General features: G+C 71.9%; 23 protein-coding genes and 1 pseudogene. 11 read left to right on the top strand and 13 right to left on the bottom strand.

Features of this window, described 5'->3' with window-relative positions:
- Positions 1–88: 88 nt before the first annotated feature.
- The 6 genes from ABZ806_RS39400 to ABZ806_RS39425 all read right to left on the bottom strand — a co-directional run bounded on the left by ABZ806_RS39400 (position 89) and on the right by ABZ806_RS39425 (position 6,530).
- The gene (locus tag ABZ806_RS39400; RefSeq protein ID WP_500223638.1) at positions 89–442 is read right to left on the bottom strand and encodes a hypothetical protein; all 354 of its coding nucleotides are present in this window, start codon (positions 440–442) and stop codon (positions 89–91) included.
- An 8-nt stretch (positions 443–450) separates the two neighbouring features.
- Positions 451–1,170 (bottom strand): ABC transporter ATP-binding protein, encoded by a 720-nt coding sequence (locus ABZ806_RS39405; RefSeq protein ID WP_500223639.1) that lies wholly within the window; start codon positions 1,168–1,170, stop codon positions 451–453.
- Positions 1,163–1,912: an ABC transporter ATP-binding protein gene (locus ABZ806_RS39410; protein ID WP_500223641.1), complete on the bottom strand. Its 750-nt coding sequence runs from the start codon at positions 1,910–1,912 to the stop codon at positions 1,163–1,165. Before ABZ806_RS39410 ends, ABZ806_RS39405 begins: the two co-directional genes overlap by 8 nt.
- On the bottom strand, positions 1,905–4,115 hold the full coding sequence (locus tag ABZ806_RS39415; RefSeq protein ID WP_500223643.1) for an ABC transporter permease: 2,211 nt from the start codon (positions 4,113–4,115) through the stop codon (positions 1,905–1,907). The genes ABZ806_RS39410 and ABZ806_RS39415 overlap by 8 nt, the downstream gene beginning before the upstream one ends.
- A gap of 26 nt (positions 4,116–4,141) precedes the next feature.
- Entirely contained in the window at positions 4,142–5,554 is a 1,413-nt protein-coding gene (locus ABZ806_RS39420; protein WP_500223645.1) for an ABC transporter substrate-binding protein, read from the bottom strand.
- A 214-nt stretch (positions 5,555–5,768) separates the two neighbouring features.
- Entirely contained in the window at positions 5,769–6,530 is a 762-nt protein-coding gene (locus tag ABZ806_RS39425) for an SDR family NAD(P)-dependent oxidoreductase (protein ID WP_500223647.1), read from the bottom strand.
- A gap of 247 nt (positions 6,531–6,777) precedes the next feature.
- On the opposite strand from ABZ806_RS39425, the gene casG reads away from it, so the two are divergent.
- Entirely contained in the window at positions 6,778–8,379 is a 1,602-nt protein-coding gene (gene casG / locus ABZ806_RS39430) for a steroid-24-oyl-CoA synthetase (RefSeq protein ID WP_500223649.1), read from the top strand.
- A gap of 60 nt (positions 8,380–8,439) precedes the next feature.
- Here the strand turns inward: casG and ABZ806_RS39435 are convergent, their stop codons facing one another.
- Genes ABZ806_RS39435 through ABZ806_RS39445 form a run of 3 tightly spaced genes read right to left on the bottom strand, consistent with a single transcriptional unit; the run spans position 8,440 to position 10,837 of the window.
- Positions 8,440–9,654: an NAD(P)/FAD-dependent oxidoreductase gene (locus tag ABZ806_RS39435; RefSeq protein WP_500223650.1), complete on the bottom strand. Its 1,215-nt coding sequence runs from the start codon at positions 9,652–9,654 to the stop codon at positions 8,440–8,442.
- 14 nt (positions 9,655–9,668) lie between these two features.
- The gene (locus ABZ806_RS39440; RefSeq protein WP_500223652.1) at positions 9,669–10,514 is read right to left on the bottom strand and encodes a saccharopine dehydrogenase family protein; all 846 of its coding nucleotides are present in this window, start codon (positions 10,512–10,514) and stop codon (positions 9,669–9,671) included.
- Complete coding sequence (locus ABZ806_RS39445) at positions 10,514–10,837, bottom strand: saccharopine dehydrogenase NADP-binding domain-containing protein (RefSeq protein WP_500223653.1); 324 nt, start codon at positions 10,835–10,837, stop codon at positions 10,514–10,516. Before ABZ806_RS39445 ends, ABZ806_RS39440 begins: the two co-directional genes overlap by 1 nt.
- A gap of 233 nt (positions 10,838–11,070) precedes the next feature.
- On the opposite strand from ABZ806_RS39445, the gene ABZ806_RS39450 reads away from it, so the two are divergent.
- From ABZ806_RS39450 to ABZ806_RS39460, 3 genes are all read left to right on the top strand, one after another.
- Positions 11,071–11,715 (top strand): TetR-like C-terminal domain-containing protein, encoded by a 645-nt coding sequence (locus tag ABZ806_RS39450; protein ID WP_500223655.1) that lies wholly within the window; start codon positions 11,071–11,073, stop codon positions 11,713–11,715.
- Between the two features lie 82 nt (positions 11,716–11,797).
- A complete protein-coding gene (locus ABZ806_RS39455; protein ID WP_500223657.1) occupies positions 11,798–12,298 on the top strand; it encodes a DUF4240 domain-containing protein in 501 nt (166 codons plus the stop codon).
- Between the two features lie 60 nt (positions 12,299–12,358).
- Positions 12,359–12,862, top strand: a complete 504-nt coding sequence (locus ABZ806_RS39460) for a DUF6624 domain-containing protein (protein ID WP_500223659.1) — start codon at positions 12,359–12,361, stop codon at positions 12,860–12,862.
- Between the two features lie 12 nt (positions 12,863–12,874).
- Here ABZ806_RS39460 and ABZ806_RS39465 read toward each other — a convergent pair whose 3' ends face one another.
- Complete coding sequence (locus tag ABZ806_RS39465) at positions 12,875–13,771, bottom strand: LysR family transcriptional regulator (protein ID WP_500223661.1); 897 nt, start codon at positions 13,769–13,771, stop codon at positions 12,875–12,877.
- Between the two features lie 71 nt (positions 13,772–13,842).
- Here ABZ806_RS39465 and ABZ806_RS39470 point away from each other — a divergent pair, with 71 nt between their 5' ends.
- Positions 13,843–14,862 (top strand): YeiH family protein, encoded by a 1,020-nt coding sequence (locus ABZ806_RS39470; RefSeq protein WP_500223663.1) that lies wholly within the window; start codon positions 13,843–13,845, stop codon positions 14,860–14,862.
- Here the strand turns inward: ABZ806_RS39470 and ABZ806_RS39475 are convergent.
- Entirely contained in the window at positions 14,840–15,637 is a 798-nt protein-coding gene (locus ABZ806_RS39475; RefSeq protein ID WP_500223665.1) for an SDR family oxidoreductase, read from the bottom strand. The genes ABZ806_RS39470 and ABZ806_RS39475 overlap by 23 nt on opposite strands.
- Positions 15,638–15,802: 165 nt before the next feature.
- Between ABZ806_RS39475 and ABZ806_RS39480 the strand changes: the two genes are divergently transcribed.
- Together ABZ806_RS39480 and ABZ806_RS39485 are read left to right on the top strand one after the other, a co-directional pair.
- The gene (locus ABZ806_RS39480; protein ID WP_500223669.1) at positions 15,803–17,281 is read left to right on the top strand and encodes an aldehyde dehydrogenase family protein; all 1,479 of its coding nucleotides are present in this window, start codon (positions 15,803–15,805) and stop codon (positions 17,279–17,281) included.
- Positions 17,282–17,291: 10 nt separating this feature from the next.
- Positions 17,292–18,434 (top strand): hypothetical protein, encoded by a 1,143-nt coding sequence (locus tag ABZ806_RS39485; RefSeq protein ID WP_500223671.1) that lies wholly within the window; start codon positions 17,292–17,294, stop codon positions 18,432–18,434.
- Here ABZ806_RS39485 and ABZ806_RS39490 read toward each other — a convergent pair.
- Positions 18,431–18,586, bottom strand: coding sequence for an ArsR/SmtB family transcription factor (locus ABZ806_RS39490; protein WP_500223673.1), 156 nt, complete (start codon positions 18,584–18,586; stop codon positions 18,431–18,433). The genes ABZ806_RS39485 and ABZ806_RS39490 overlap by 4 nt on opposite strands.
- A gap of 244 nt (positions 18,587–18,830) precedes the next feature.
- Between ABZ806_RS39490 and ABZ806_RS39495 the strand changes: the two are divergent.
- From ABZ806_RS39495 to ABZ806_RS39510, 4 genes and pseudogenes are all read left to right on the top strand, one after another.
- A pseudogene (locus tag ABZ806_RS39495) lies at positions 18,831–19,891 on the top strand (transposase).
- A gap of 13 nt (positions 19,892–19,904) precedes the next feature.
- Positions 19,905–20,375 carry a hypothetical protein gene (locus ABZ806_RS39500; protein ID WP_500223675.1) on the top strand — a complete coding sequence of 157 codons (471 nt, stop codon included), beginning with the start codon at positions 19,905–19,907 and terminating at the stop codon, positions 20,373–20,375.
- Between the two features lie 131 nt (positions 20,376–20,506).
- A complete protein-coding gene (locus ABZ806_RS39505) occupies positions 20,507–21,277 on the top strand; it encodes an SDR family NAD(P)-dependent oxidoreductase (protein WP_500223677.1) in 771 nt (256 codons plus the stop codon).
- A complete protein-coding gene (locus ABZ806_RS39510) occupies positions 21,274–22,191 on the top strand; it encodes an RNA polymerase sigma-70 factor (protein WP_500223679.1) in 918 nt (305 codons plus the stop codon). Before ABZ806_RS39505 ends, ABZ806_RS39510 begins: the two co-directional genes overlap by 4 nt.
- A 40-nt stretch (positions 22,192–22,231) precedes the next feature.
- Here the strand turns inward: ABZ806_RS39510 and ABZ806_RS39515 are convergent, their stop codons facing one another.
- A complete protein-coding gene (locus tag ABZ806_RS39515; RefSeq protein WP_500223680.1) occupies positions 22,232–22,399 on the bottom strand; it encodes a hypothetical protein in 168 nt (55 codons plus the stop codon).
- Positions 22,400–22,427 lie beyond the last annotated feature (28 nt).

A 22,427-nucleotide genomic window follows, 5' to 3' on the forward strand; every position in this document is an offset into this window, starting at 1 on the left:
TCCCCCCCGCCCCGTACTCTGTTGCCGGGCGGGGTGTTTTTTTTATAGGGCGGCTCATAACAACAACACGCCGCAGGTCAACGAGGGGTTAGGTGTTCTTGCTGAGGGCGGCGGCGATCTGGTCGGTCTGCGACTGCTGCTCCAGCAGCTGGCGCAGGAGCCACAGGCGCAGGACGCGGGTCACCGCGGCGGCCAGGTACAGGGCCGCGCCCAGGACGGTCACCGCCAGGAATCCGACGGCGAGGGTCTGGAGCGAGCCCACGTCGCGCATGTCGTCCTTGGTCAGCGAGACGTTGTAGGCGATGAAGACGCCGACGACACCGGCGACCATCGCGACAATGCCGACGATGCGCAGCACCCCGTCGAAGCGGGACTGATCGGTCTTCAGCTTCTGGTTCGCCACGTCGTCCTTGAACTGCTGGCGTCGTTCCTCGGTGAGCATGATGGGGGTCAACCTCCCAGGTAGTCGCTGGACAGCCGGTCTTCGATCTCGGCGGGCGGGCCGGCCGCCACCACGCGCCCGTGCAGCATCAGCGCGGCGGTGTCGGCGATGGGCAGGACGGCGCGGGCGAACTGCTCGGCGACCAGCACCGACAGGCCGCCCGCGACCAGCTCGGCGACCGTCTCGTACATCCGGGTGACGATCATGGGCGCGAGGCCCATGGACAGCTCGTCGAGCAGCAGCACCGCCGGATCGGTGCCGAGGGCCCGCGACAGCGCGAGCATCTGCTGCTCGCCGCCGGACATGGATCCGGCGAGCTGGTTCCGGCGCTCGCCGAGGCGGGGGAAGCGGGCGTACGCCTTCTCCTCCAGGTCCTCGCGCGCGGCGCCGGTCCCGGTGGCGGCCCACAGGTTCTCCCGGACCGTCAGGTTCGGGAAGATCCCGCGGCCCTCGGGGATCGAGCACACGCCGAGGCGGGCCGCGTCCTGCGCGGAGATGCCGTTCACCTTGCGGCCCGCGTACCGCAGCTCCCCGCCCGTCGGGGGATGCAGGCCCGCGCAGACGCGCATCGTGGTCGACTTTCCGCCGCCGTTCGGGCCGAGCAGCGCCAGCAGCGATCCCGGCTTCAGCGCCAGGTCGACGCCGTGCAGGACCTCGATGGCGCCGTAGCCCGCGCGGACGTCCACCAGTTCGAGCAGCGGCTCGACGTCTGCCTTCGAGTCACTCATGGGACGCCTCCTCCGTGCCGATGTAGGCGGCGATGACCTCGGGCGACTCCTTGATCTCCGCCGGGGTGCCGGAGGCGATCAGCGCGCCGTAGTCGAGGACGTGGATCGTCGCGCACAGCTTCATCACGAGCGGCAGGTCGTGCTCGACCAGGCAGATCGCGAGGCCCTCCCCGGCGAGGCCGGTGAGCATCTCCGCGAACGCCTCCGTCTCGCGCTCGGTCTGGCCGGACGCGGGCTCGTCCAGCAGCAGGACGCGCGGTGAGGTCATCAGCGCGCGGGCCACCTCCACGACGCGGGCCCGCCCGATCGGGATGTCGGACACGTCGCGGTCGGCGACGTCGGTGAGCCCGGTCCGTTCGAGGATCCGGTCGGTCCGCTCGTCCAGGTCGAAGCGCTTGCGGCTGTGGCTGCGCAGGATGTCGCCCGCGACGCGCACGTTGTCGCGCACCGACAGCGACAGGAACAGCTCCAGCCGCTGGAACGTGCGCGCCATGCCGCGCCGCGCGCGCCTGGCCGGGGACAGCCCGGTGATGTCGTCGCCGTCCAGGAGCACCTGGCCGGACGCGGGCTTCTGCAGGCCGGTGATGGTGTTGAACATCGTCGTCTTGCCGGCGCCGTTCGGGCCGATCAGCCCGGTGATCCGACCTTCGTCCATCGTGAGGCCGACATCGTCGACGGCGGTGTTGCCGCCGAACCGGACGGTGATGCCCTTCGTTTCGAGCAGCGGCGGTGTGTCAGGCACGGGCCCCTCCCTTCAGGCCGAGTTCGCGGTCGAGGCGCACGCGCAGTTCGTCGGTGTAGGGCTCGTCCACGCCGATGAGCTCGAGCGGCGTCGGACGGTCGCGCCGCCCCTCGTCCAGGTACATGCGGCCGAAGACGGGGACCAGCATGATCACGCATAGCGCGAGGATCGCGAACATCCACGTCCCGATCACGCCGGTGAGCGCCAGAAGATAGAGGACGAAGGCCAGTGCCGCCGCCCCGTACAGGACGGGCTTGGCGTTCCGCGTCGCCCGATACCCCTGGATGAGGTCGTGGATGAAGCCGCTCGGGTTCCGTCCGACGCCCATCCCGACCAGCGCCGTGCCGACGAGGACGAGGTGACCGAGCGCCTTGTAGATCGTGGCCATGCCCTCGTTCTCCAGCGCCAGGTCGCTGAACGTGGACACCAGGACGGCCGAGCCGACGCCCGCCATCAGCCCGCCGATGAGCGCGCCGCTGAGGTAGCCGATGCCGGCGACCACGACGAGCATCAGCAGGGCGAGGCTGCCGATGAACGTGAAGTTCTCCTGCGCGACGGTCCCGGTCGCGGCGGACATCAGCACGCCGCCGAGGCCCGCGATCGCGGCGGAGATCATGAACACGCTCAGCTTCAGCCGGACCAGGTTCTGGCCGAGCATCGCCGAGGCCGCCGGGCTGTCCTTCATCGCCGCGAGCCGCCGCCCGTACCCGCTGTTGCGGAGCGCGGCGAGCCCGATGGCGATCAGCGCGAACAGCACGGTGGCCGCCATCAGCGACGTCGTGCCGTCCCGCAGGTCCAGTGGGCCGATCTTCAGCGGCGGGACGACGAGCGCCCCGTCCGGGAACAGTGTGAACTTCATGCCGAACAACTCGTGCTGGGTGGTGTCGCGCAGCACCATGTTCGACAGGAACTCGCCGAACGCCATCGTCGCGAGGGCCAGGTAGAGGCCGCGCAGGCGCAGCGCCGGCAGCGCGACGAGCCCGCCGACCAGCGCCGCGACCGCGACGCCCAGCACGATGCCCTGGACGTTCATCCGCGCGTCGAGGCCGGTACCGACCACCCCGGCGTGGAACGCGACGACCGTCGCGACCGCGCCGAAGGCCAGCGGCGCGAGGTTCAGCTCGCCCGCGTAGCCGGTGAGGACGGTCAGCGACAGCGCGATGATCGCGAACGTCATGCCGAGCGAGAACGTGGTGATGGCGCCGTCCGACAGCAGCAGACTGTAGAGGTAGACGACTGCGACGAGCACGAGGCCCCACACGGCCGCGCCCCGGACGGTCGGCACCCGGTACCGCTCGCGGGTCCGGATCGCGGCCCCGCGCAGCCGGTCCTGGGGCAGCACCACCAGCACCACGAACAGGATGATCATCGGCAGTGAGACGCGCAGGTTGCCGGTGAAGGTGCCCGCCGACGGCAGGTAGGCGAGCACGTAGTTGGCGGCCAGGCCGAGCACGATCGCCCCCACGAAAGTGCGGGGGATGCTGCGCAGCCGGCCGAACATCGCCGCGGCGAACGCGTCGATCACCAGCAGGGTCAGCGCGTTCGCGTCCAGCCCGCCGCCGCTGATGGGCACGATCAGCACCCCGGCGGTGACGGCGAGCGTGGAGCCGAGCGCCCACGACAGCATCGCGGCGCGCTCGGGGTCGTGGCCGTTCAGGCGCAGCAGGTCGGGGTCGTCGACCGAGCCGCGCATCACCACGCCCGTCCGGCTGCGGGTGAACAGCACCCGCAGCCCGACGGCGATCGCCACGGCGGCGACCAGGCAGACGATCTCGTGGTACCGGACGACCACGCCGGCCAGCGTGATCTTGGCGCCCGCACCGAAGAACATGTCCACGGTGTGGGCCTCGTCCGGATTCCAGACCCACTGGGCCAGGTACACCGTCCCGAGCAGCACCGCCACCGTCACGATGATCTTCGTGACGTCGGCGGTGCCGCGCAGGCCCTTCATGATCGCGGCATGCAGCGCGGCGCCCATCGCGGGGCCGACGGCCCCGATCACGATGATCAGCGCGAGCCACACCGGCCAGCCCCACCGCTCGGTGACGTGCCAGTACAGGAACGTGCCGAACATCGCCTGCGCGCCGTGCGCGAAGTTGAAGATGCCCGAGGTGTTGTACGTCAGTACGAGCCCCGAGGCCGCGATGAAGTACACCGAGCCGAGGACGAGCCCCAGGATCGTGTAGGTCAGGAACGTCGTCATTTGGTCACCGCCTCCGGCGGGTCAGATCAGGAGGACTGGGGCTTGATGACGTCGTCGGTCAGGAACTTCGTCGAGATCCGGTCGTCGTTGAGCTTGGCCCCCCAGGTCTTGGGGTCGGTCTTGACGACGAACTCGGGGCCGCACTCGAACTCGCCCACGTTCTTCGGCAGGATCTGCTCGTACTTGGTCTTGTTGAGCTTCACCATCAGCGAGCAGGACGCCGGCTTGTTGTTGCCCGGGTCGGTCGGCGCGTGCAGGCCGCCGCCCGTCCACTCGTGCACCTTCGACAGCTCGTTGATCACGCACTGCCGGGTGAGGTCGGAGCCGCACTTCTGCGCGGACTGCGCCCACAGCAGGAACGCGGAGGTGGCCTGCATGCCGAGCAGCGCGACCTTGCCCTGCTTGGCCTCGACGAGGTCGATGTACTGCTTGACCGCCGGGACCTTGTCGGCGTTCTCCAGCGGCTGGAAGATCATGCCGATGTGCAGGTTGTCACCCGCGCCGGAGGTGTTCCACTTGGCCACCGCCGTGCTGTACCAGGTCGCCTCGAACACGTAGTTCGGCTTGATGCCGGCGCGCTCGATCGACTCCAGCAGGCTGAACTGGCCCGGGTCGGGCGAATCCGACGACCACAGGTACTTCGCCCCGCAGTCCTTGATCTTCTCGGCGAACGGCATGTAGCTGCTCTCGCCCTTGTCGTTCAGCCGGACGCCGCACTCCAGCGGCTTGACGCCGATCCCCTTCATCGCACTGGCGATCTTGCTGGTGCCGGTGCTGACGGCCGGGGACGTGGACAGCAGGATGTCCGTCTTGTCCTTGAAGTCGGGGAACAGCTTCTCGGCGAGGCGGAGCCCGCCGATGTTCATCATGTCCACCGGGTACGGGACGGACTCGTACTTCATCGGGCCCATCGCGGCGTTCGGGCCGACGGTGAAGCCGGCGACCGTCGGCAGCTTGCACGCCACCCGGTACTGCTCGGCGGCCTCGTCCATCGCGAAGCCCTGCCCGACGAGCATGAAGTCCTGCTTGCAGGACTCCTGCATCACCTTCGCGGACTGCATGTAGGCGGCGTCGTACTGGTTGCCCTTGATCTTGCGCCCGTTGATGCCGCCCTGCTGGTTGCACCAGTCGATCATGGCGCTGACGGCGTCGCCCATCTCCTTGGACAGGCCCGGCGCGGAGGTGAAGCCGCGGTCGTCGCCGAACCCGATGGCGATGGCGTCGTCGGTGATGCCCTGGTCGGTCTTGCCCTTGGCGTCGCCGGGGCCGCAGGGGGACGCGAGCGTCCCGAACGTCTTGCTCGACGCGGCGGCGCCGCCGTTCGAGCCGGTGCCCTCGGACACGCCGTCGGTGCCCGAACGCTCGCTGGAACAGGACGCGGTGACGAGCGCCACCGCGAGGACGCCCACTGCGAGGCGTCCGAACTTGTCGACCTTCATAGGTCGTACTCCTTTCACCGGCCGCCGGGGCGGCAAGTGGTGTTTTCCGGCAGGCGGGGGACGGGGTTCGTGGGTGCGGGCCACTCACCGGCGGCCCTCTGGTGCGCCGGGTGACGGGGGGTGGTGCGCGTTGTCGCGGCCCGCTCGTGCGGGCCGCTCGGGACGGGCTGAGGATCAGCCCGAGGTGGGACGGGGTGGGACGGGGTGGACGGGGTCAGCCGAAGTTGGCCTGGCCGCCGTCCAGCGGGATCGTGGCCCCCGTGAGGTAGCGCATCGCCGGCTGGACGAGCGCGACCACGGCCTTGCCGATGTCGTCCTCGCAGTCGCCGATGTAGCCCAGCGGGATCGTCCTGCGGAACTCCTCCGCCGCCTCGGGGTTGTTGTCCGCCCACCACTTCAGCCCCGGGGACAGGGCGTGCGGGGCGATGTTGTTGGCGCGGATCCCGTCCGGCCCCCACTCGGCCGCGGCCGTGCGGGTCAGCGACCGGAGGGCTTGCTTGGCGGCCGCGTAGGCGCCGTAGGTGGCCGGGTCCCAGCGGACCATGGCGGACGTGACCAGGTTGACGATGCTGCCGCCGCCGCGCGCCTTCAGGTGCGGGTGGCACGCCCTCATGAACGCGAACGCCGCGAACGGGCCGGTGACGAAGCCCTTCTGGAACTTCGCGTCGCTCATCTCCAGCAGCGGGCCGTAGGAGCCCGAGTAGGCGTTGTTCACGAGGATGTCGATGCCGCCGAACGTCTCGGCGACCCGCTCCACCACGCCGGGGATCGCCGCCGTCTCGGCGACGTCGCACGCGAACGGCTCCGCCTTCGCGCCGCGCTCCCGGATCAGCTCGCACGTCGCGTCGAGCTTGGCCGGCGTGCGGCCGAGCACCGCGACGGCGGCGCCCTCGGACGCCAGCGCGAGCGCGATGCCCTGCCCGACGCCCTGTCCCGCTCCGGTGACGATCGCGACCTTGTCGCTGAGGCTTGCCATTGGTTCTCCGCTCAGTCCTGCTTGCGCGCCCAGCCCGGCCCGTCCAGGTCGTGCCTGGTCAGTCCGGTCTGCTCAGTCCTGGTGCGGTCATGGTGATGTGACGCGGCGCACGTAAACGGTCCAGTCCCGCTCAGCGGGAATGAGTTCGGGTTGGAACGGTCCGTGACCGTCCCGCTGAGCGGAATGCCCTGGTGGAGCCGGTGTGCCGCAGCCCACAATGGCCGTTCCGGCGAGGAGGAGGGGTCCGATGGAGATGATCGCGAAGCTGACCGGTCCCGGCGGCGAGTTCGAGCTGCGGGAGGACGACGTGCTCGGCGCGCGGCTGCCGGTGTTCGCGAACCGGGCCCGCAGCCTCGGCGAGGTGCTCGCCCGCTCGGCGGCGCACGGCGACCGCGACTACATCGTCACCGCGTCCCGCCGGCTGTCGTTCGCCGAGCACGCCGCCGCCGTCGCGTCCATGGCGAAGGCGCTGCGCGACGACCTCGGCGTCCGGCCCGGCGACCGCATCGCGATCAACGCCGCGAACAGCCCCGAGTGGATCATCTCGTTCTGGGCGGCGATCGCCGCCGGCGCGGTCGCGGTCGGCTACAACGCGTGGTGGACGCCGCAGGAGATCGAGTACGCGCTCGGCCACACCGACCCGAAGATCGTGATCGCCGACGCGAAGCGGGCCGCGCTGATCTCCGAGGACGTGCTGACGATCGAGAAGGACGTCCCCTCGCTCACCTCCCGCTACCCCGGCGCCGAACTGGACATTCCCGACGTCGCCGAGGACGACCCCGCGGTCATCCTCTACACGAGCGGCACGTCGGGCCGCCCGAAGGGCGCCGTCCACTCGCACCGGAACCTGACCTCGGTGATCGAGTACCACCGGTACAACGACGCCATCATGGGCGCGTTCGGCATCGACGCCTCCTCCCGCCGGTACCTGCTCGCGCTGCCGCTGTTCCACATCGCGTCCCTGCACAACCTGGCCGTCCCGCGCCTCGCCACCGGCACCGCCGTGGTCATGCACATCGGCGGCTTCGACGTGGACAAGGTGCTGAGCCTGGTCGCGAAGGAGAAGGTCACGAACTGGGGCGCCGTCCCCACGATGGCGCACCGCATGATGCAGCACAGCGACCTGTCGAAGTACGACCTGTCGTCGCTGACCGCGTTCGCGCTGGCCTCCGCGCCGTCCTCGCCCGCGTTCAAGGAGCGCCTCCAGTCGGTGTTCCCGCCGGCGCGCGGCGCCCTCGTCGACAGCTACGGGCTGACCGAGTCGTGCACCGCCATCTCCGTCGCCACCCCGATGGACCTCGCCGAGGCGCCCGGCACGCTCGGCGCCCCGAACCTCGGCGTCCAGGTGGAGATCCGCGACCCCGAGGGCAGGCCGGTCCCGGACGGCACCGAGGGCGAGGTGTGCGCCCGCAGCGCCTACAACATGACCGGCTACTGGCGGGACCCGGAGGCCACCGCCGCGAGCATCGGCCCGGACCGGTGGCTGCGCACCGGCGACATCGGCATGATCGACAACGGCCGGCTGCGGCTCACCACCCGCCGCTCCGACCTGATCATCCGCGGCGGCGAGAACGTCTACCCGACCGAGATCGAGAACGTCCTCGCCGAGTACCCGGGGATCTCCGAGTGCATCGTCGTCGGCGTCCCGCACGCCGACCTCGGCCAGGAGGTCGCGGCGGTCGTCGTCTTCGCGGGCGACGCGCCCTCGACCGAGGATCTGGCCGCGTTCGCGAAGGAGCGGCTCGCCTACTTCAAGGTCCCGTCCCGCTGGCACGTCACCACCGACCCGCTCCCCCGCAACGCGACCGGGAAGGTCCTGCGCAAGCAGGTCGAGGACTCGGTGTCCTGACCCCGCGAACACGGCGGCCGGGCGCGTTCTCCGCGCGCCCGGCCGCCGTGCCCGTCCGGTCTACCTCCATTCCGCCCGGAAGAGCTGGTGCGGCAGGCCGTCGCTCCAGCGGCCGGTCGCGGCGAGCGACGCGGTGAGGCGGCCGAGTTCGTCGGCGGCCATGACGCCGCGTTCGCCCTCGACGACGACGACGAGGTTCTCGCCGGCGTGGTCGATGTACGGGTGGCCGGTGTGGTTGGCGGAGACCAGGCACGGCCGCACCCGGGCCGGGCCCAGCGCCGCGGTCGTCTCCGCGGGGAGCAGTTCCCGCAGGACGGTGAGCGCCGGGGCGATGTCGTCGGCGGCGCCCCCGGTGCGGACCCACGCGCTGATCTCGTCACGGGTGCCGAGGGGGTTGCCGAGCAGGCTGGTGCCCGAGGTCTTGATGTACCAGCGACCGTCGGGGTAGCGCAGCGGCGACATGACGATGCCCCCGAAGACGAGTTCCGCACCGCGCTGCTTGTAGTACATGATCCCGGGCAGGTCGACCGCCTCCGGGTCGGGGACCTCGACCAGGACGACGGTGGCGCCGAAGGTGTCCATGGCGAGGCTTCGGGGCAGCAGGCCGCCCGCGTTGGTCGACGCTCCCGTGGCGACGACCACCGTGCCCGCCGTCCACGACGCACCGGACCGGGCGGTCAGCCGGCGGCGGGGGGCCGCGTCCCCGATGGCGGTGATCTCGTCGCGGACGAGCACGGCGCCGGCGGCGGTGGCGGCGGACAACTCGGCGGCGGCCAGATCGCGCGGGTTGACGATGAACGCGTCCCGCTGCACCACGCACTCGTGGCCCGGCTCGAACGTCAGCCGCGGGTACCGGTCCCTGAGCTGGGCCTCGGAGAGGTGCTCGACGGGGTGGCCGACGTCCTCGGCGTTCCGCACCAGCCTGGTGAGATCGAACCACTCGGACGGCTCGCGGCCGTCGAGGGCGGCGGGCATGACGGCGAGCGAGTGGACCGGCCGGGCGAACTCCACGCCCGTGCGTTCGGCGAGTTCGCCGAACCGCCGTATCGAGCGCGCGGCGAGCAGGGACGCGACGAGCGGGACTTCGAGGACGTGCCCGAGCCGGCCCTGGTCGTAGTGGCCGGCCCACACGCCGTCGTGGCCCGCGTAGTCCGGGGGCTCCGCGGGGCCGACGATCAGGACGCGCGCACCCCGGTCGGCGAGGTGCCGGGCGGTGGCGGCGCCGATGGGTCCGGCACCGACCACGGCGACGTCGAATTCGCTGTGCTCCTGCATGGAATGCCTTTCGCTCAGCACGCGCTGCGGGTCTGGGAGACGGTGTGGTGCAGGTCGACGCCGAGCAGCGGCACGACCTCGCGAAGGAACGGCTCCGGGTCCACGCAGGCTTCGGGCGCGAGGACGCCGGTGCTGCCGATCTCGCCGTCGACGAGCCGCCGCAGGAAGGCCGCGGCGGGAATCGCGGTCATGTCCCCCTTGTCCTTCAGGAACCTCTTGGCCATGTCGTGGTGCATCTCGATGACCACGGACGCGGCGGCGCCGTCCTTCTCGCCCTCGGCGCGGATGTGGAAGGCGGCTCCGACAGGCGCGCCGGATAGGTCGACGCCGGCGGCGCGTTCGCCTTCCGGCGTGCAGAAGTGGCGGGCGAGGAATGCCTGCGGCGACATGGGGAGGTCACCGCGTTCGGGGCTCATCAGACCGAGGTCGCCGAGCCGCTGGTAGATCTCGTTGCCCTCGCTCTGCCACCAGGTGAACCGGCAGGTGGCCTCCTTGAGGCCGGGAATGAACCGGGGCAGCGTGAGGGGTTCGGCGTGGCCGAAGTAGCCGAACTCGCGGCGGCCGTACGGGGCGAGCAGGTCGAACGTCCGCGGACCGCCCCACGCGGGCACCTTGCGGTACTCGCCGTCGAGGAACTGGGTGACCTCGCCGCTGAGCGAATGGAACATGTGCTCCAGGATGGCCGGGCCGAGGTTGGGGACGAACGGGAGTCCCATGGCCACATGGACCGCGTCCGCGCGGTCGAGTTCGTCGCACGCCCAGCGCGCCATGAGGTTGGTCGCGCCGGGCGCGGACCCGCAGCTCGTGAGGACGGTGACGCCCGCGGCCCTGGCCCGTTCGTCGTAGGACGGGTCGGTCATCAGAGCCTCGGCGACGTCGAATTCGTCGCAGATGTCGATGTAGTGCGCTCCCGCGTCGATGGCCGCGTCGATGATCGGCAGGGCGAAGCGTAGAACGGGCCCACCCCGTTGAAGACCACGTCGGCCCCCGCGACAACCGCGGCGAGGCTCTCCGGGTCGGCCGCGTCGAAGCGCGCGTGGCCGGCGCCGATGGCCTCGCCGAGTGCCCTCGCCCGGGCGGGATCGATGTCGGCGACGACCAGGTCGCCGATTCCGTCGAACGCGGCGGCGCTGCGGGCGACTCGGCTCGCGACCGAACCGCAGCCGAGAATGGCGACCTTCATGTCTACCTCCGTGTAATGGGCATGCGTGCGAAGCCGGCGGGTCGCCGGTCATGCCCGGTCATAGGGCCGCGTGTGCGAACAGGGGGAGTACCGGTGGACGGCTTCGGCCCGCACACCGGAACGGCTGGAATCGCCCCGGGCTCAAGAGCCTGGCTCGACCACCGCGGGGCGTAGTCCATGATGGGACCACGGCACGGCTAAAGTCAACAGTGTGACCCTTTTAGAGGATGAGGATGAGCGACGGCACCACCCCGGCGGGAGCCCGGCCCGCCCACCCGGAGCACGCGACGCTGGACGGCGCCGCCGAAACGCCGCGGGCCCGCGTGCGCACCGGCGGCCGCAGCGAACGGGCCCGCCAGGCCGTCGCGCAGGCCGTCCTCGATCTCCTCGCCGAGCGCGTCGTCGACTTCGGCCCGAGCGAGGTCGCCGCCCGCGCTGGCCTCACCCGCAAGACCATCTACCGCTGGTGGCCCACGTTCGCCGACCTCGTCCGCGAAGGGCTCAACGCCCATTCGAGCGCCGTCGAGGTCCCCGACACCGGTTCGTGGGAGCGGGATCTCCGCGAACTGGCCCACCGGCTCGCACGGTTCTTCGCCAGCCCCGTGGAGGTCAGCACCAATGCGATCATCGCCGCGCACGGCACGCCCGAGTTGACCGCGCTCATCTTCGAGCACTTCGAGCCGATCCAGGAGTCCTGGCGCACCGTCGTCGTGCGCGGCATCTCCCGCGGCGAGGTCCACCCCGACTGCACACCCGAAACGGTGCTGAACACACTGGCGAGCCCGCTCATCCTCACTCCCCTCACCCGCCACCGGCCCGCCACTCCGCAGGAGATCGACACCTTGGTGGACCTCGTCCTCCGCGCGACCCGTCCCTGACGCCACGGGCGTCGCCGCCACCGCGCCCTGTTCCTGGGGCTGCCCCGCTGAATTGTCAGTGCCCGCTGGTTGGCTGACCACCGTGAACGAAGAACGTTTCTGGAACCTGATCGAGGCGGCCTGGGCTCCACTGGACACCACCGGGGCACGCCGTACACTCGCCACCCGCGATCCCGAGGGGGCCGGCTACGACCTGCCTGCGTTCACCGTGGTGGAGAAGGCCCTCGACGAGTTCATCGAGAACCTCCGCGGCCTCGCCCGCGATCTCGGCTCGGCGGACCTGACCGATCTCGACCGGGTGGCGGAGCGCATGCTCCACGACATCGACCGCTCCGACGTCCACGCGGTGACGGACGGCTCCGACGACGGCTTCCTGTACGCGCGCGGGTTCATCGTGGCGCTCGGACGCGAGTTCTACACCGCGGTCGCCGCCGACCCGCGGATCGCCATCCTGGACGCCGACTGCGAGTCGCTGTGCTACCTGTTCTCCCACCTGCACCACGAGCGGTTCGGCGTGTTCCCGGACACGGGCTCCGGCATCTCCCGCGAGTCGTGCACGAATCCGGCCGGCTGGCGAACCTGACGGGGCGCCTCCCGCTCGCGCGCCTTTACCGGGAGCTCGCGGCCCGGCGAGACTGGCGGCATGTCGAGGGGCGAGTTACTGCGGCGGGCCGAACGGGATCAGCGGGTCAGGGCGGCGGCCTCCGGGCCCGGAGGCCGGGTGACGCTCTGGCGGGGGCTGCGCGGCATCTGGACCGACCGGCGGAACACGCGGTGGCTCGCGCGCCTCGTCCGGCGGGACGGCTGGCCGGGCATCGCGGCGGTCGGCGCGGACGGCGCGCACGCGGCCTGGCTGCTCGCCCAGCACGCCGACCGTCTCCCTGATGTGCAGCGCATGTTCCTGGAGGCGATGCGGGAGGCCGTCGAGCGCGGGGACGCCGAACGCAAAGACCTCGCGTACCTGGAGGACCGCGTGCGCGTCAACGCCGGGCGCCCGCAGCTGTACGGCACCCAGTACGGGATGACGGAGACCGGTTTCGGGCCGCGGACGATCGAGGATCCCGAACGCCTCGACGAGCGGCGTGCCGCCGCCGGGTTGGGGCCCATGGCCGAGTACGACGCCCATATGCGGCGCCTCGCCGGCTGACCCGCCGGGCGGTCACGGGCGGTGGGCGTGGGTGAGGAGGGCGGCGGCGGGGCCGGACGGGGTGGTGCCGGTCCGCCAGACGGCGCGCAGGGAGCGTTCCAGCGTCACGCCGTCGATGGGGATCTCGGCGAGGGCGCCGGTGGCCAGGTCGGCGGCGACGACGAGTTCGCTGATCAGCGCGGGGCCCGCACCGGCGACGACGGCGGTGCGCACGGCGGTGCCGGAGCCGAGTTCCAGCAGCGGCGGGGCGAGGTCCAGGCCGTGCGCGGACATCGCCTGCAGGGCGGCCTGCCGGGTGCCCGAGCCCGCCTCCCGAGTGATCAGCGGGGTGGCGGCGACCTCGGCGGGCGCGACGGGACGCCGCCGCCGCGTCCAGCGGTGGCCGGGCGGCGCGACCAGGACGAGGCGGTCCCGCGCGACCGTCCGGGACCGGAGGCCGGCGGGGCGGCCCGGCGACTCGATGAACCCGATGTCGACCTCGCCCTGCCGGGCCAGTTCGCAGACGTGCGCGGAGTTCGTCACCTGCATGCCGACGTGCAGGTCGGGGTCGGCGCGGCGCAGTTCCCCGATCCAGGCGGGCAGCAGGTGCTCGGCGATCGTGAGGCTGGCGGCGACGGTGAGGTTGCCGGTGTGCTCGCGGCGGAGCGCCTCGACGCCGTCCGCGAGCGCGTTCAGGGAGTCCAGCACGCGCTGCGCCCAGCCGGTCACCAGCGTCCCGGCGGGGGTGAGGGACGAGCCGCGGCGGGTCCGCTCGACGAGCCGGACGCCGAGGCGGCGCTCCAGCAGGGACAGCCGCTTGCTCGCCGACGGCTGGCTGATCCGCAGTTCCCCGGCGGCGGCCGTCACGCTGCCCCGCTCGGCGACCAGGACGAGCAGCCGCAGCGAGTCGATGTCGGGGTGAGGGGTCATGCCCTCAGGCTATGACGTGAGGCCGAATCGGCTGGTACCGGGCGCGCGGGGCGGGCGGAAGCCTCGGATGCATGAGCACTCTGGAAGCGGTCCGCCCCGAGCGGGTGCGGTCCTGGTGGGAGCGGACGGGCCCCGGCCTCGCGGTGGCGGCGGGCGGCGCGGCCGTGGCGATGGCGGTCAACCGGCTCGTCCCGGCGCTGAGCGCGCTGACCGTCGCGGTGCTCGCCGGGGTGCTGGTCGGCGGCGCGCTGCCGGCGGTGACGGCGCACGGCCTGCAGTGGACGACCCGCACCCTGCTGCGCGCCGGCGTGGTCTTCCTCGGCCTGCAGCTCAGCCTCACCGAGGTGGTGCGGCTCGGGCCCGGCATGCTCGCGGTCGTGGTGGCCACCGTCGTGCTGGCGTTCGCGGGGACGCTCGCGCTGGCCCGGCTGACCGGTGTGCCACGCGGTCTGGGGCTGATGGTCGCGACCGGGTTCTCCATCTGCGGGGCCTCGGCGATCGTCGCCATGGACAGCGTCGCCCGCACCAGGAAGGAGGACGTCGCGACCGCCGTCACGCTGGTGACGATCTACGGGGGCGCCGCGATCGCCGTCGTCCCGTTCCTCGGCGGCCGCGTGTTCGGGCTGGAGCCGGAGACGCTCGGCATGTGGGCCGGGTTGAGCGTCCACGAGGTCGCCCAGGTGGTGGCCGCCGCGTCCCCCGCCGGCGCGGCGGCGGTCGGCACCGCCGTGATCGTGAAGCTGACCCGGGTGGTGCTGCTCGCGCCGATGGTGGCGGGGATGGGCATCGTCGAACGCCGGGCGGGCGGGGTCGCGGACGGGAAACGGCCGCCGATCGTGCCGCTGTTCGTCGTCGGGTTCCTGCTGATGCTGCTGCTGCGCAGCGCGGACGTCGTGCCGGGCCCGGTCCTCGCGGGCGCGAAGGAGGTCTCGACGGTGCTGCTGGCGGCGGCGATGTTCGGGCTGGGGACGTCCGTCCGCGTCCGCTCCCTGCTGCGGACGGGACGGCGCGGCCTCCTGCTCGGCCTTCTCTCGACGGCGCTGGTCGGCACGATCTCCCTCGCCGCGCTCAGCTTGCTCGGGCACCGGTGAGGGCCTCCGCGCGCCGCCCCAGGCGCTCGTCCAGGAAGTCCTCCCAGGTGCGGGTGCCGTGGTCGGCGCCGTCGACGGTCAGGTTGTCGGCCGCGCGGTAGGCGCGCCCGGCCTTCCCCGGGATGCGGACGGGCATCTTCGGGCGGCGCTTGCCACGCGCCCCGAGGTATCCCGTGACGAGGTCGCGCATCCCGTAGACCTCGGGGCCGGCCAGGTCGGGGACGCGTCCGGCGGGCTCGCCGAGCGCCAGTTCCACGAGCCGCGCGGCGACGTCGCGCCCGTCGACCGGCTGGAACCGCAGCCCGCCCGGGATCGGGACGACCGGCAGCTTCGCCATGCTCTCCACGACCTTGACGACCAAGTCGTGGAGCTGGGCGGCGCGCAGGATCGTGTACGGCACGCCCGATTCGGCGACGGTGCGCTCCACCGCCACCTGGGTCTTCATCCAGGCCAGCGGAACCCGGTCGGCCGCGATCACCGAGATGAGCACGATGTGCCTCACCCGGGCCCGCGCCACGGCCGCCATGAGGTTCCGGGCGACCTCCTCGTCGCCCTTGCCGCCGCCCGCGAGGTGCATGACGGTCTCGACGCCGTCCAGCGCGGCCTCGATCCCCTCGTCCTTCATCAGGTCGCCGGTCACGTACTCGACGCCGTTCCCGGACTCACGGTCCTGGCGGGTGAGGACCCGTACGTCCTGTCCGGCGTCCCGCAGCAGCGGGACGACCTGCCGCCCGATCGTGCCCGTACCGCCGGTGACCAGGATCGGTGCCCGCATGACTCCTCCAAAGTTCAGCTGCTCTCGTTCACCCCCCAGACGGGACCGGGCATCCGGGATGTGACATCGCCCGGACGAAACCTGGATTTTGCCGTGCCGACGGTGTGGAGGCGTCCGGCCGGGCAAGTGCAGAAGCACTGCGAGCGGATGCGAGGAGGGCTCACCATGGCCGGGGCAACGACGCTCGACGTCTACACGGGGTTCGACCGGATGCCCATCGCGGGCGAGTGGCGCGCGGGCGGGTCGGGCGGCAGCAGGCGGGACACCGACCCGTACACCGGTGACGTCCTGGCGGAGATCGGGCTGGCGAGCGCGGACGACCTGGACGAGGCGTACCGGGCCGCGCGCGACGCCCAGCCGGCGTGGGCGGCGCGCCCCGCCCGGGAGCGTTCCGAGGTCATGGCGAAGGCGGCGCTCATCCTGGCCGACCGGGAGAACGAGCTCATCGAGTGGCTGCAGCGCGAGGCCGGGGCGACCCGGGGGCGGGCCGCGATGGAGCTGGCCCTGGTCCGCGCCGTCACGGAGAAGGCGTCCGCGCAGGCCGACCGGGTCAACGTCCGGACGGGCACCGGCTCCGACATCCCGGACAAGGAGAACCGCGTCTACCGCAGGGCGGCCGGTGTGGTCGCGGTGATCAGCCCGTGGAACTTCCCCGTCCAGCTGTCGAACCGCTCGGTCGCCCCGGCTCTCGCGCTGGGCAACGCGGTCGTCCTCAAGCCGGCGGGCGACACCCCCGTCACCGGCGGGCTGTTCCTCGCCAAGGTCTACGAGGAGGCGGGGCTGCCGCCGGGGCTGCTGAGCGTGCTCATCGGCAGGGGCAGCGAGATCGGCGACGCGATCGTCGAGCACGAGATCCCGCGCGTGGTGTCCTTCACCGGGTCGACGCCGGTCGGGCGGGGCATCGCCGCGAAGGCCGGGCTGAAGAAGCTCGCCCTGGAACTGGGCGGCAACGGGCCCCTGGTGGTGCTGGACGACGCCGACGTCGACCAGGCCGTGGCGGGCGCCCTGTACGGCAGCTACTTCCACCAGGGCCAGGTCTGCATGGCGACCAACCGCATCATCGTGGACGCGTCCGTCCACGACGCCTTCGTCGACCGGTTCGTCTCCGCCGCAGCGGCGCTGCGCTACGGCGACCCGCGCGGGATCGGCACGCAACTGGGCCCGGTCATCAACGCCGGGCAGGTCGACTCGATCAGGGAGAAGGTGTCCCGCGCCGTCGCGGACGGTGCCGAACTGATCCTCGGCGGCGACCCGACCGGCCCGACCGGCCAGGTCCTGCCGCCCCAGGTGCTCGTCGGCGGCAACACGGTCGCCACCGCCGCCGAGGAGGTCTTCGGCCCCGTCGCCACCATCATCAGAGCGGACGGCGAGGACCACGCCCTCCACCTGGCCAACGACACCGAGTACGGCCTGTCGAGCGGCGTCTACACCCGCGACGAGGATCGCGGCCTCGATTTCGCCCTCCGTGTCCAAGCGGGCATGACCCACGTCAACGACACGACGGTGAACGACGACGTCCACATCGCCTTCGGCGGGGAGAAGGCGTCCGGACTGGGCCGCTTCGGCGGCGACTGGGTCGTGGACGAATTCACCACCCAGCACTGGATCAGCCTCCAGCACCACCCCCGCGAGTTCCAGTACTGAAAGGGGAGAAATGCAAGCTTCCGCATGTACGCGCGGCGCGGTCACCGGGGCCGCCGCACTGGCACTCGGCGCACTGGCGGGCGCACCCGCCCTGGCGGCGGGGCCGGCGGTCCCGCGGAGCCGGGCGGTTCCGGCGGGCTTCCGGGCGCAGTCCACCACGTGGCCCTCACCGCGGCGGGGCTGGGTGCTCGGCGCCACGCCCTGCAAGACGGGGCAGTGCACCGCCGTCGCCACGACCCGCGACGGCGGCCGCAACTGGTCGGCGGCCGGCGCGCCGCCGACGCCGCTGGCACCTCCCGGCGGGGCCGGTGTCACCGAGATCCGGTTCGCGGACGCCCGGCACGGCTGGGCTTTCGGGCCGTCCTTCTACGCGACGTCCGACGGTGGCCGCACCTGGCGCAAGGCGCCGCTGCCCGGAGACGGACGGCAGGTGCTCTCCCTCGCCGCCGGTGCCGGTGCCGTCTACGCGGCCGTCTCGCCCTGCGCGGTGGGCGACTCGGCGTGCGACAAGGCACCGAGCGTGTGGCGCGCCCGAGTGCATGGCCGGACGTGGCGGCGCGTCCCGGTGAAGCTGCCGGCCAGGCCCGCCGTCGGCGTCGTCATCGCGCTGCACCACCGCACCGCCTACATCGCCGTGCCCGGCCCGGAGGGGCAGGCCGACGCGCTCTTCGCGAGCCGCTCCGGACGCCGCTGGTCGCCGCGCCCGTCGCCCTGCGACAAGGAGGGCGCCGAGGCCCTCGTGGACGTCGCGCCGATGCCGCGCGGCCGGGTGGCGCTGCTATGCGTGGGCGACGCGGGCTTCTCGAAGGCCACCAAGCACGTCTTCCGCTCGTCCGACACGGGCGAGACGACGTCGGACGCGGGGACCACGCCGAGGCTCGGCATCCAGTCCGCGCTGGCCGCCACCCCCGCGGGCACGCTCGCGGTGACGTCCGTGTCGTCGGGGAGCTGGCTCTACCGCAACACCGGCGGCCGGACGTGGGCCACGGTGCTGGATGAGGCCGACGGCGGCAGCGGCTGGAACGACCTGCTGTTCACCACCGACAGGAACGGCTTCGTCGTGCACGCCCCCGCCGCCCAGTCGGACCAGGGCGGCACCCTCCTCACCACGCACGACGCGGGAGAACACTGGACACCGGTAAAGCTCTCCTAGCCCGCGTCCAGCAGGTCGGGGGCCCGGTCGTCCATGAGCTGGTCGCCGAGGGGGCTCCGGCGGTACAGGACGTGCCGGCCGTCCCGCGCGCGGGTGAGCAGCCCCGCATCGTGCAGGATCCGCAGGTGCTGGGACACGGCGCTGGGGGTCACGTTCAGCGCGCTCTAGCGAGGAATCCCGATCGTTCACGACCGGGAGGAATCGCTTCCCGGCCCAGCACCCAGGCGTCAGTCTGGGCGTTCTCGCTGGTCGATGTACTCACGATCCCCCGCCACGAAGGCCAGATGGGACGAGGCCCAGATGGGCATGCAGGTTGAAGGGCAACACTGCCACTGCCCGACACGCCGCCCCTAAACACACCGTCACGACATGGGCACAGAATGCTATGATGATGGGGTGAAGTTGGTGGTGCAGGTCAAGCTACTCCCCGACGCCGCCACCGAGGCCGCGTTGCGGGAGACGCTGAAGCTGTGCAACCAGGCTGCCTGCCACGCCTCCCGCCGCGCCTTCACCACCGGCGTGACGGGCAGAACCGCGTTGCAGCGGCTGGTCTACGGCGAGTTGAAGGCAATGGGCCTGTCGGCGCAGCCGGCGATCCACTGCGTCCGCAAAGCGGCCGGCGCCTACGCCGCCCTCGCCCAGAACCTCAAGGCCGGCAACTACGGGCCGGTCGGGTCGCGGCGCCGCACCGCCGTGGAGGGCGCGCCGGTCCGGTTCCGCAAGGACGCCGCCCAGCCCTTCGACGACCGGTCATTGTCCTGGCAACTCGATGCCCGCACCGTGAGCATCTGGACCGTGCGCGGCAGGCTGAAAAGCGTCCCGTTCGCCTGTTCGCCCTCACAGGCGAAGATGCTGGCCGCCTGCCGACGGGGCGAGTCGGACCTGGTGTGGCGCGGCGGCTGCTTCTACCTGTACGCCACCTGCGACGTCCTCCCCGCCCCCGAGTACGTGCCGGAGGGGTTCTGCGGGGTGGATCTGGGCATCGCCAACATCGCCACCACATCGCAGGGAACCGTCCACTCCGGCAAGCGGATCAACCAGGTCCGGCACCGCAACCGCCGCCTGCGCCGACGGCTGCAACGCAAGGGCACCAAGTCCGCCAAGCGGCTGCTGCGTCATCTGTCGGGACGTGAGGCGCGATTCGCGGCTGACACCAACCACCGCATCTCCAAGAGCATTGTGACCGAGGCTCAACGCACCACGCACGGCATCGCCCTAGAGAATCTGGGTGGTATCCGTGCGCGGGTCCGGCTACGCAAGCCCCAGCGGGTCACCCTGCATTCCTGGAGTTTCGCCCAACTCGGCACATCCACCGCAAGAACCGGCCCGATCAGGCCACCTTCCAATGCACGTCGTGCAGCTTCGCTGAGCACGCCGACCTCAACGCAGCCCACAACATCGCCGCACGCGGCGCCGCGGGCTGGGCAGTGAGTCACGCTGCCGACGACGCGGCCTGACCCACCACATCCAGTGGCGGCGAAGAGCTGCAAGCTCGGTCCCTCCAGGGCCGAGAAGCTGACCACGATCGGCAACCTCCTCACCCAGGACAACCAGGTCCGCTGCTTCGAGAACGCCGCCCGGCACCTGGACGGCGACGGGGTGTTCGTCCTCGAATGCCGCGTCCCCACCGCCCCGGCACGTCCCGGGCACCAGTACGTCGACCCGGAGCACATCGACCTCGACGACGTGGGCCTGGACGTCAGCCGCTACGACTCCGTCACGCAGATCCTCGACATCAACCACATCCGGATCAGCGCGGAGGGCATCGCCTTCAGCCCCATCAGGCTCCGCCTCGCCCATCCTCCGGAGTTCGACCTCATGGCACGGATCGCGGGCCTTCGCCTGCGCGAACGGTGGGGCGGCTGGGAAGGCGAGCCCTACACCGCCATCAGTCGGCGCCACATCAGCGTCTACGAACGCGCCCCAGGCGCCGACAGCTGATCCGGCTCGCACCCGGGTCGTCGGGAGTCGCCCGGCAAGATCTTCCGCTCGGCGTGTCACAGGGGACGCGGCTGGTTCGTCTCGGGTCTTGAAGACGGGTTCACCGGAAACACGTTAAGGAGCGGGACGCCATGAACGAGCAGGCCGGAGAGCGGAAGGTCGCGCTGGTCACCGGGGCGAACAAGGGGATCGGCCGCGGGGTCGCCGAGCAGCTCGCCGCGCGGGGCATGACGGTCCTCATCGGCGCCAGGGACGCGCGTCGCGGCGAGGAGGCCGCCGCCGCACTGCGCGAGGCGGGCGGCGGCGACGTGCACGCGGTCGCCCTGGACGTCACCGACCCGACCACCATCGAGTCGGCCGCGAGACTGATCGGGGAGCGCTTCGGTCACCTCGACGTGCTGGTCAACAACGCCGGCATCACCGGCTCGGGCCGGGTCTCCCCCGAAGACGCCACCGACCAGGTGCCCAGCACGGTCGACCTGGACATGGTCAGGACGGTCTTCGAGACGAACGTGTTCGGGGTGATCGCGGTGACGAACGCGATGCTGCCGCTGCTGCGCCGCTCACCGGTGCCGCGCATCGTGAACGTCAGCAGCCACGCCGCGTCGCTCACCCTGTTCAGCGCCCCGGACGGCCCCTTCGCGGCGCTGCTGCCGTCGGCGGCGTACTCCCCGTCCAAGACGGCGCTCAACGCACTGACCGTGCACTACGCCAACGAGCTGCGGAAGGACGGCTTCCTCGTCAACTCCGTCGCCCCCGGGTTCGTCGACACCGACAGCAACGACCACACCGGGTTCCTCACCGTCGCGCAGGGCGCCGCGACCGTGGTGCGCCTCGCCACACTGGACGCGGACGGGCCCACCGCCGGCTTCTTCGCCGAAGAGGGCCCGGTCGCCTGGTGAGGGAGGACGAGTCCTTCGAGGACCTGCGGCCGCTGCTGTTCTCGATCGCCTACCGGATCCTGGGCAGCGTCGGAGAGGCCGAGGACGCGGTCCAGGAGACGTGGCTGCGGTACACGACCTCCCCGACCCGGCCCGCGTCCCTCAAGTCCTTCCTCTCGGCGGTGGTCACCCGGATATCGATCGACGTGCTCCGCTCCGCGCGGCTTCGCCGGGAGGAGTACACCGGGCCGTGGTTCCCCGAGCCGCTGCTGGCCGACCCCTACCAGGATCCGGAGCGCGCGGCGGAACTGGCCGACTCGCTCTCGATGGCGGCACTGCTGCTGCTCGAACGGCTCAGCCCGCTCGAACGCGCGGTCTTCGTGCTGCGGGACGTCTTCGGGTTCGGCTTCGGCGAGGTCGCGTCGGCCGTCGAACGCTCCGAGGCCGCGTGCCGCCAGCTCGCGGTCCGGGCCCGCCGCCACATGACCGCCGGCCGCACCCGCTTCACCGCCGACCGGACCGAGCGCACCGAACTCGCCGGGCGGTTCCTGGACGCCTTCCGGGAAGGGGACGTCGACGGACTGCGGGAGCTCCTGGCCGCCGACGTCCGGATGGTCGGCGACGCCGGCGGCAAGGCACCGCAGCTCGGCAGCCAGATCATCGGCCTGGAGAAGGTGGCGCACGCGCTCGCCTGGTCCGTCTCGCGGTTCGGCCGGGCCGGTGCCGTGCTCGAACAGCGGGAGGTGAACGGGCAGCCGGGCGCGATCGTCCGCGACCGGGACGGCAAGGTCCTCAGCACGTGGGCGCTCGACGTCCTCGACGGCCGGATCCAGACGATCCGCACGGTGAACAACCCCGACAAGCTCCGCCACGTCGGCCCCGTGGCCGACGCCTGGAGCGCCCTCCGCGCGGCGAACCGGCCCGTCACGGACTGACCAGGCGGTCGCCCGGCGGGCGGCCCCGGCTCGCCCGCCTTCAGATGGGGTAGCGGGTGGCCTCGTCGACCTCCGCGCTGCTCGGATCGGCGATCACCTGGGGTTTGGGCGGGACCTCCTGGCCGGCCACCAGGTCCTCCAGCGGGGTGCGCGGCGGCAGGGAATGCCACCGCGCGGTCGTGTCCTCGGGCTCCCGGTCATCGGTCATATGACCAGGATGTCCTGCCCCGGAGGGT

Origin of the sequence: Spirillospora sp. NPDC047418 (assembly GCF_040643275.1) — a bacterium.
GTDB lineage: Bacteria > Actinomycetota > Actinomycetes > Streptosporangiales > Streptosporangiaceae > Spirillospora.

Bases quoted from the DNA above. Each gene is read 5' to 3' on its own strand.
- ABZ806_RS39400 (WP_500223638.1), bottom strand. From the start codon at position 442: ATGCTCACCGAGGAACGACGCCAGCAGTTCAAGGACGACGTGGCGAAC.
- ABZ806_RS39405 (WP_500223639.1), bottom strand. From the start codon at position 1,170: ATGAGTGACTCGAAGGCAGACGTCGAGCCGCTGCTCGAACTGGTGGAC.
- ABZ806_RS39415 (WP_500223643.1), bottom strand. From the start codon at position 4,115: ATGACGACGTTCCTGACCTACACGATCCTGGGGCTCGTCCTCGGCTCG.
- ABZ806_RS39420 (WP_500223645.1), bottom strand. From the start codon at position 5,554: ATGAAGGTCGACAAGTTCGGACGCCTCGCAGTGGGCGTCCTCGCGGTG.
- ABZ806_RS39425 (WP_500223647.1), bottom strand. From the start codon at position 6,530: ATGGCAAGCCTCAGCGACAAGGTCGCGATCGTCACCGGAGCGGGACAG.
- casG (WP_500223649.1), top strand. From the start codon at position 6,778: ATGGAGATGATCGCGAAGCTGACCGGTCCCGGCGGCGAGTTCGAGCTG.
- ABZ806_RS39435 (WP_500223650.1), bottom strand. From the start codon at position 9,654: ATGCAGGAGCACAGCGAATTCGACGTCGCCGTGGTCGGTGCCGGACCC.
- ABZ806_RS39440 (WP_500223652.1), bottom strand. From the start codon at position 10,514: ATGACCGACCCGTCCTACGACGAACGGGCCAGGGCCGCGGGCGTCACC.
- ABZ806_RS39445 (WP_500223653.1), bottom strand. From the start codon at position 10,837: ATGAAGGTCGCCATTCTCGGCTGCGGTTCGGTCGCGAGCCGAGTCGCC.
- ABZ806_RS39450 (WP_500223655.1), top strand. From the start codon at position 11,071: ATGAGCGACGGCACCACCCCGGCGGGAGCCCGGCCCGCCCACCCGGAG.
- ABZ806_RS39460 (WP_500223659.1), top strand. From the start codon at position 12,359: ATGTCGAGGGGCGAGTTACTGCGGCGGGCCGAACGGGATCAGCGGGTC.
- ABZ806_RS39465 (WP_500223661.1), bottom strand. From the start codon at position 13,771: ATGACCCCTCACCCCGACATCGACTCGCTGCGGCTGCTCGTCCTGGTC.
- ABZ806_RS39470 (WP_500223663.1), top strand. From the start codon at position 13,843: ATGAGCACTCTGGAAGCGGTCCGCCCCGAGCGGGTGCGGTCCTGGTGG.
- ABZ806_RS39475 (WP_500223665.1), bottom strand. From the start codon at position 15,637: ATGCGGGCACCGATCCTGGTCACCGGCGGTACGGGCACGATCGGGCGG.
- ABZ806_RS39480 (WP_500223669.1), top strand. From the start codon at position 15,803: ATGGCCGGGGCAACGACGCTCGACGTCTACACGGGGTTCGACCGGATG.
- ABZ806_RS39485 (WP_500223671.1), top strand. From the start codon at position 17,292: ATGCAAGCTTCCGCATGTACGCGCGGCGCGGTCACCGGGGCCGCCGCA.
- ABZ806_RS39505 (WP_500223677.1), top strand. From the start codon at position 20,507: ATGAACGAGCAGGCCGGAGAGCGGAAGGTCGCGCTGGTCACCGGGGCG.
- ABZ806_RS39515 (WP_500223680.1), bottom strand. From the start codon at position 22,399: ATGACCGATGACCGGGAGCCCGAGGACACGACCGCGCGGTGGCATTCC.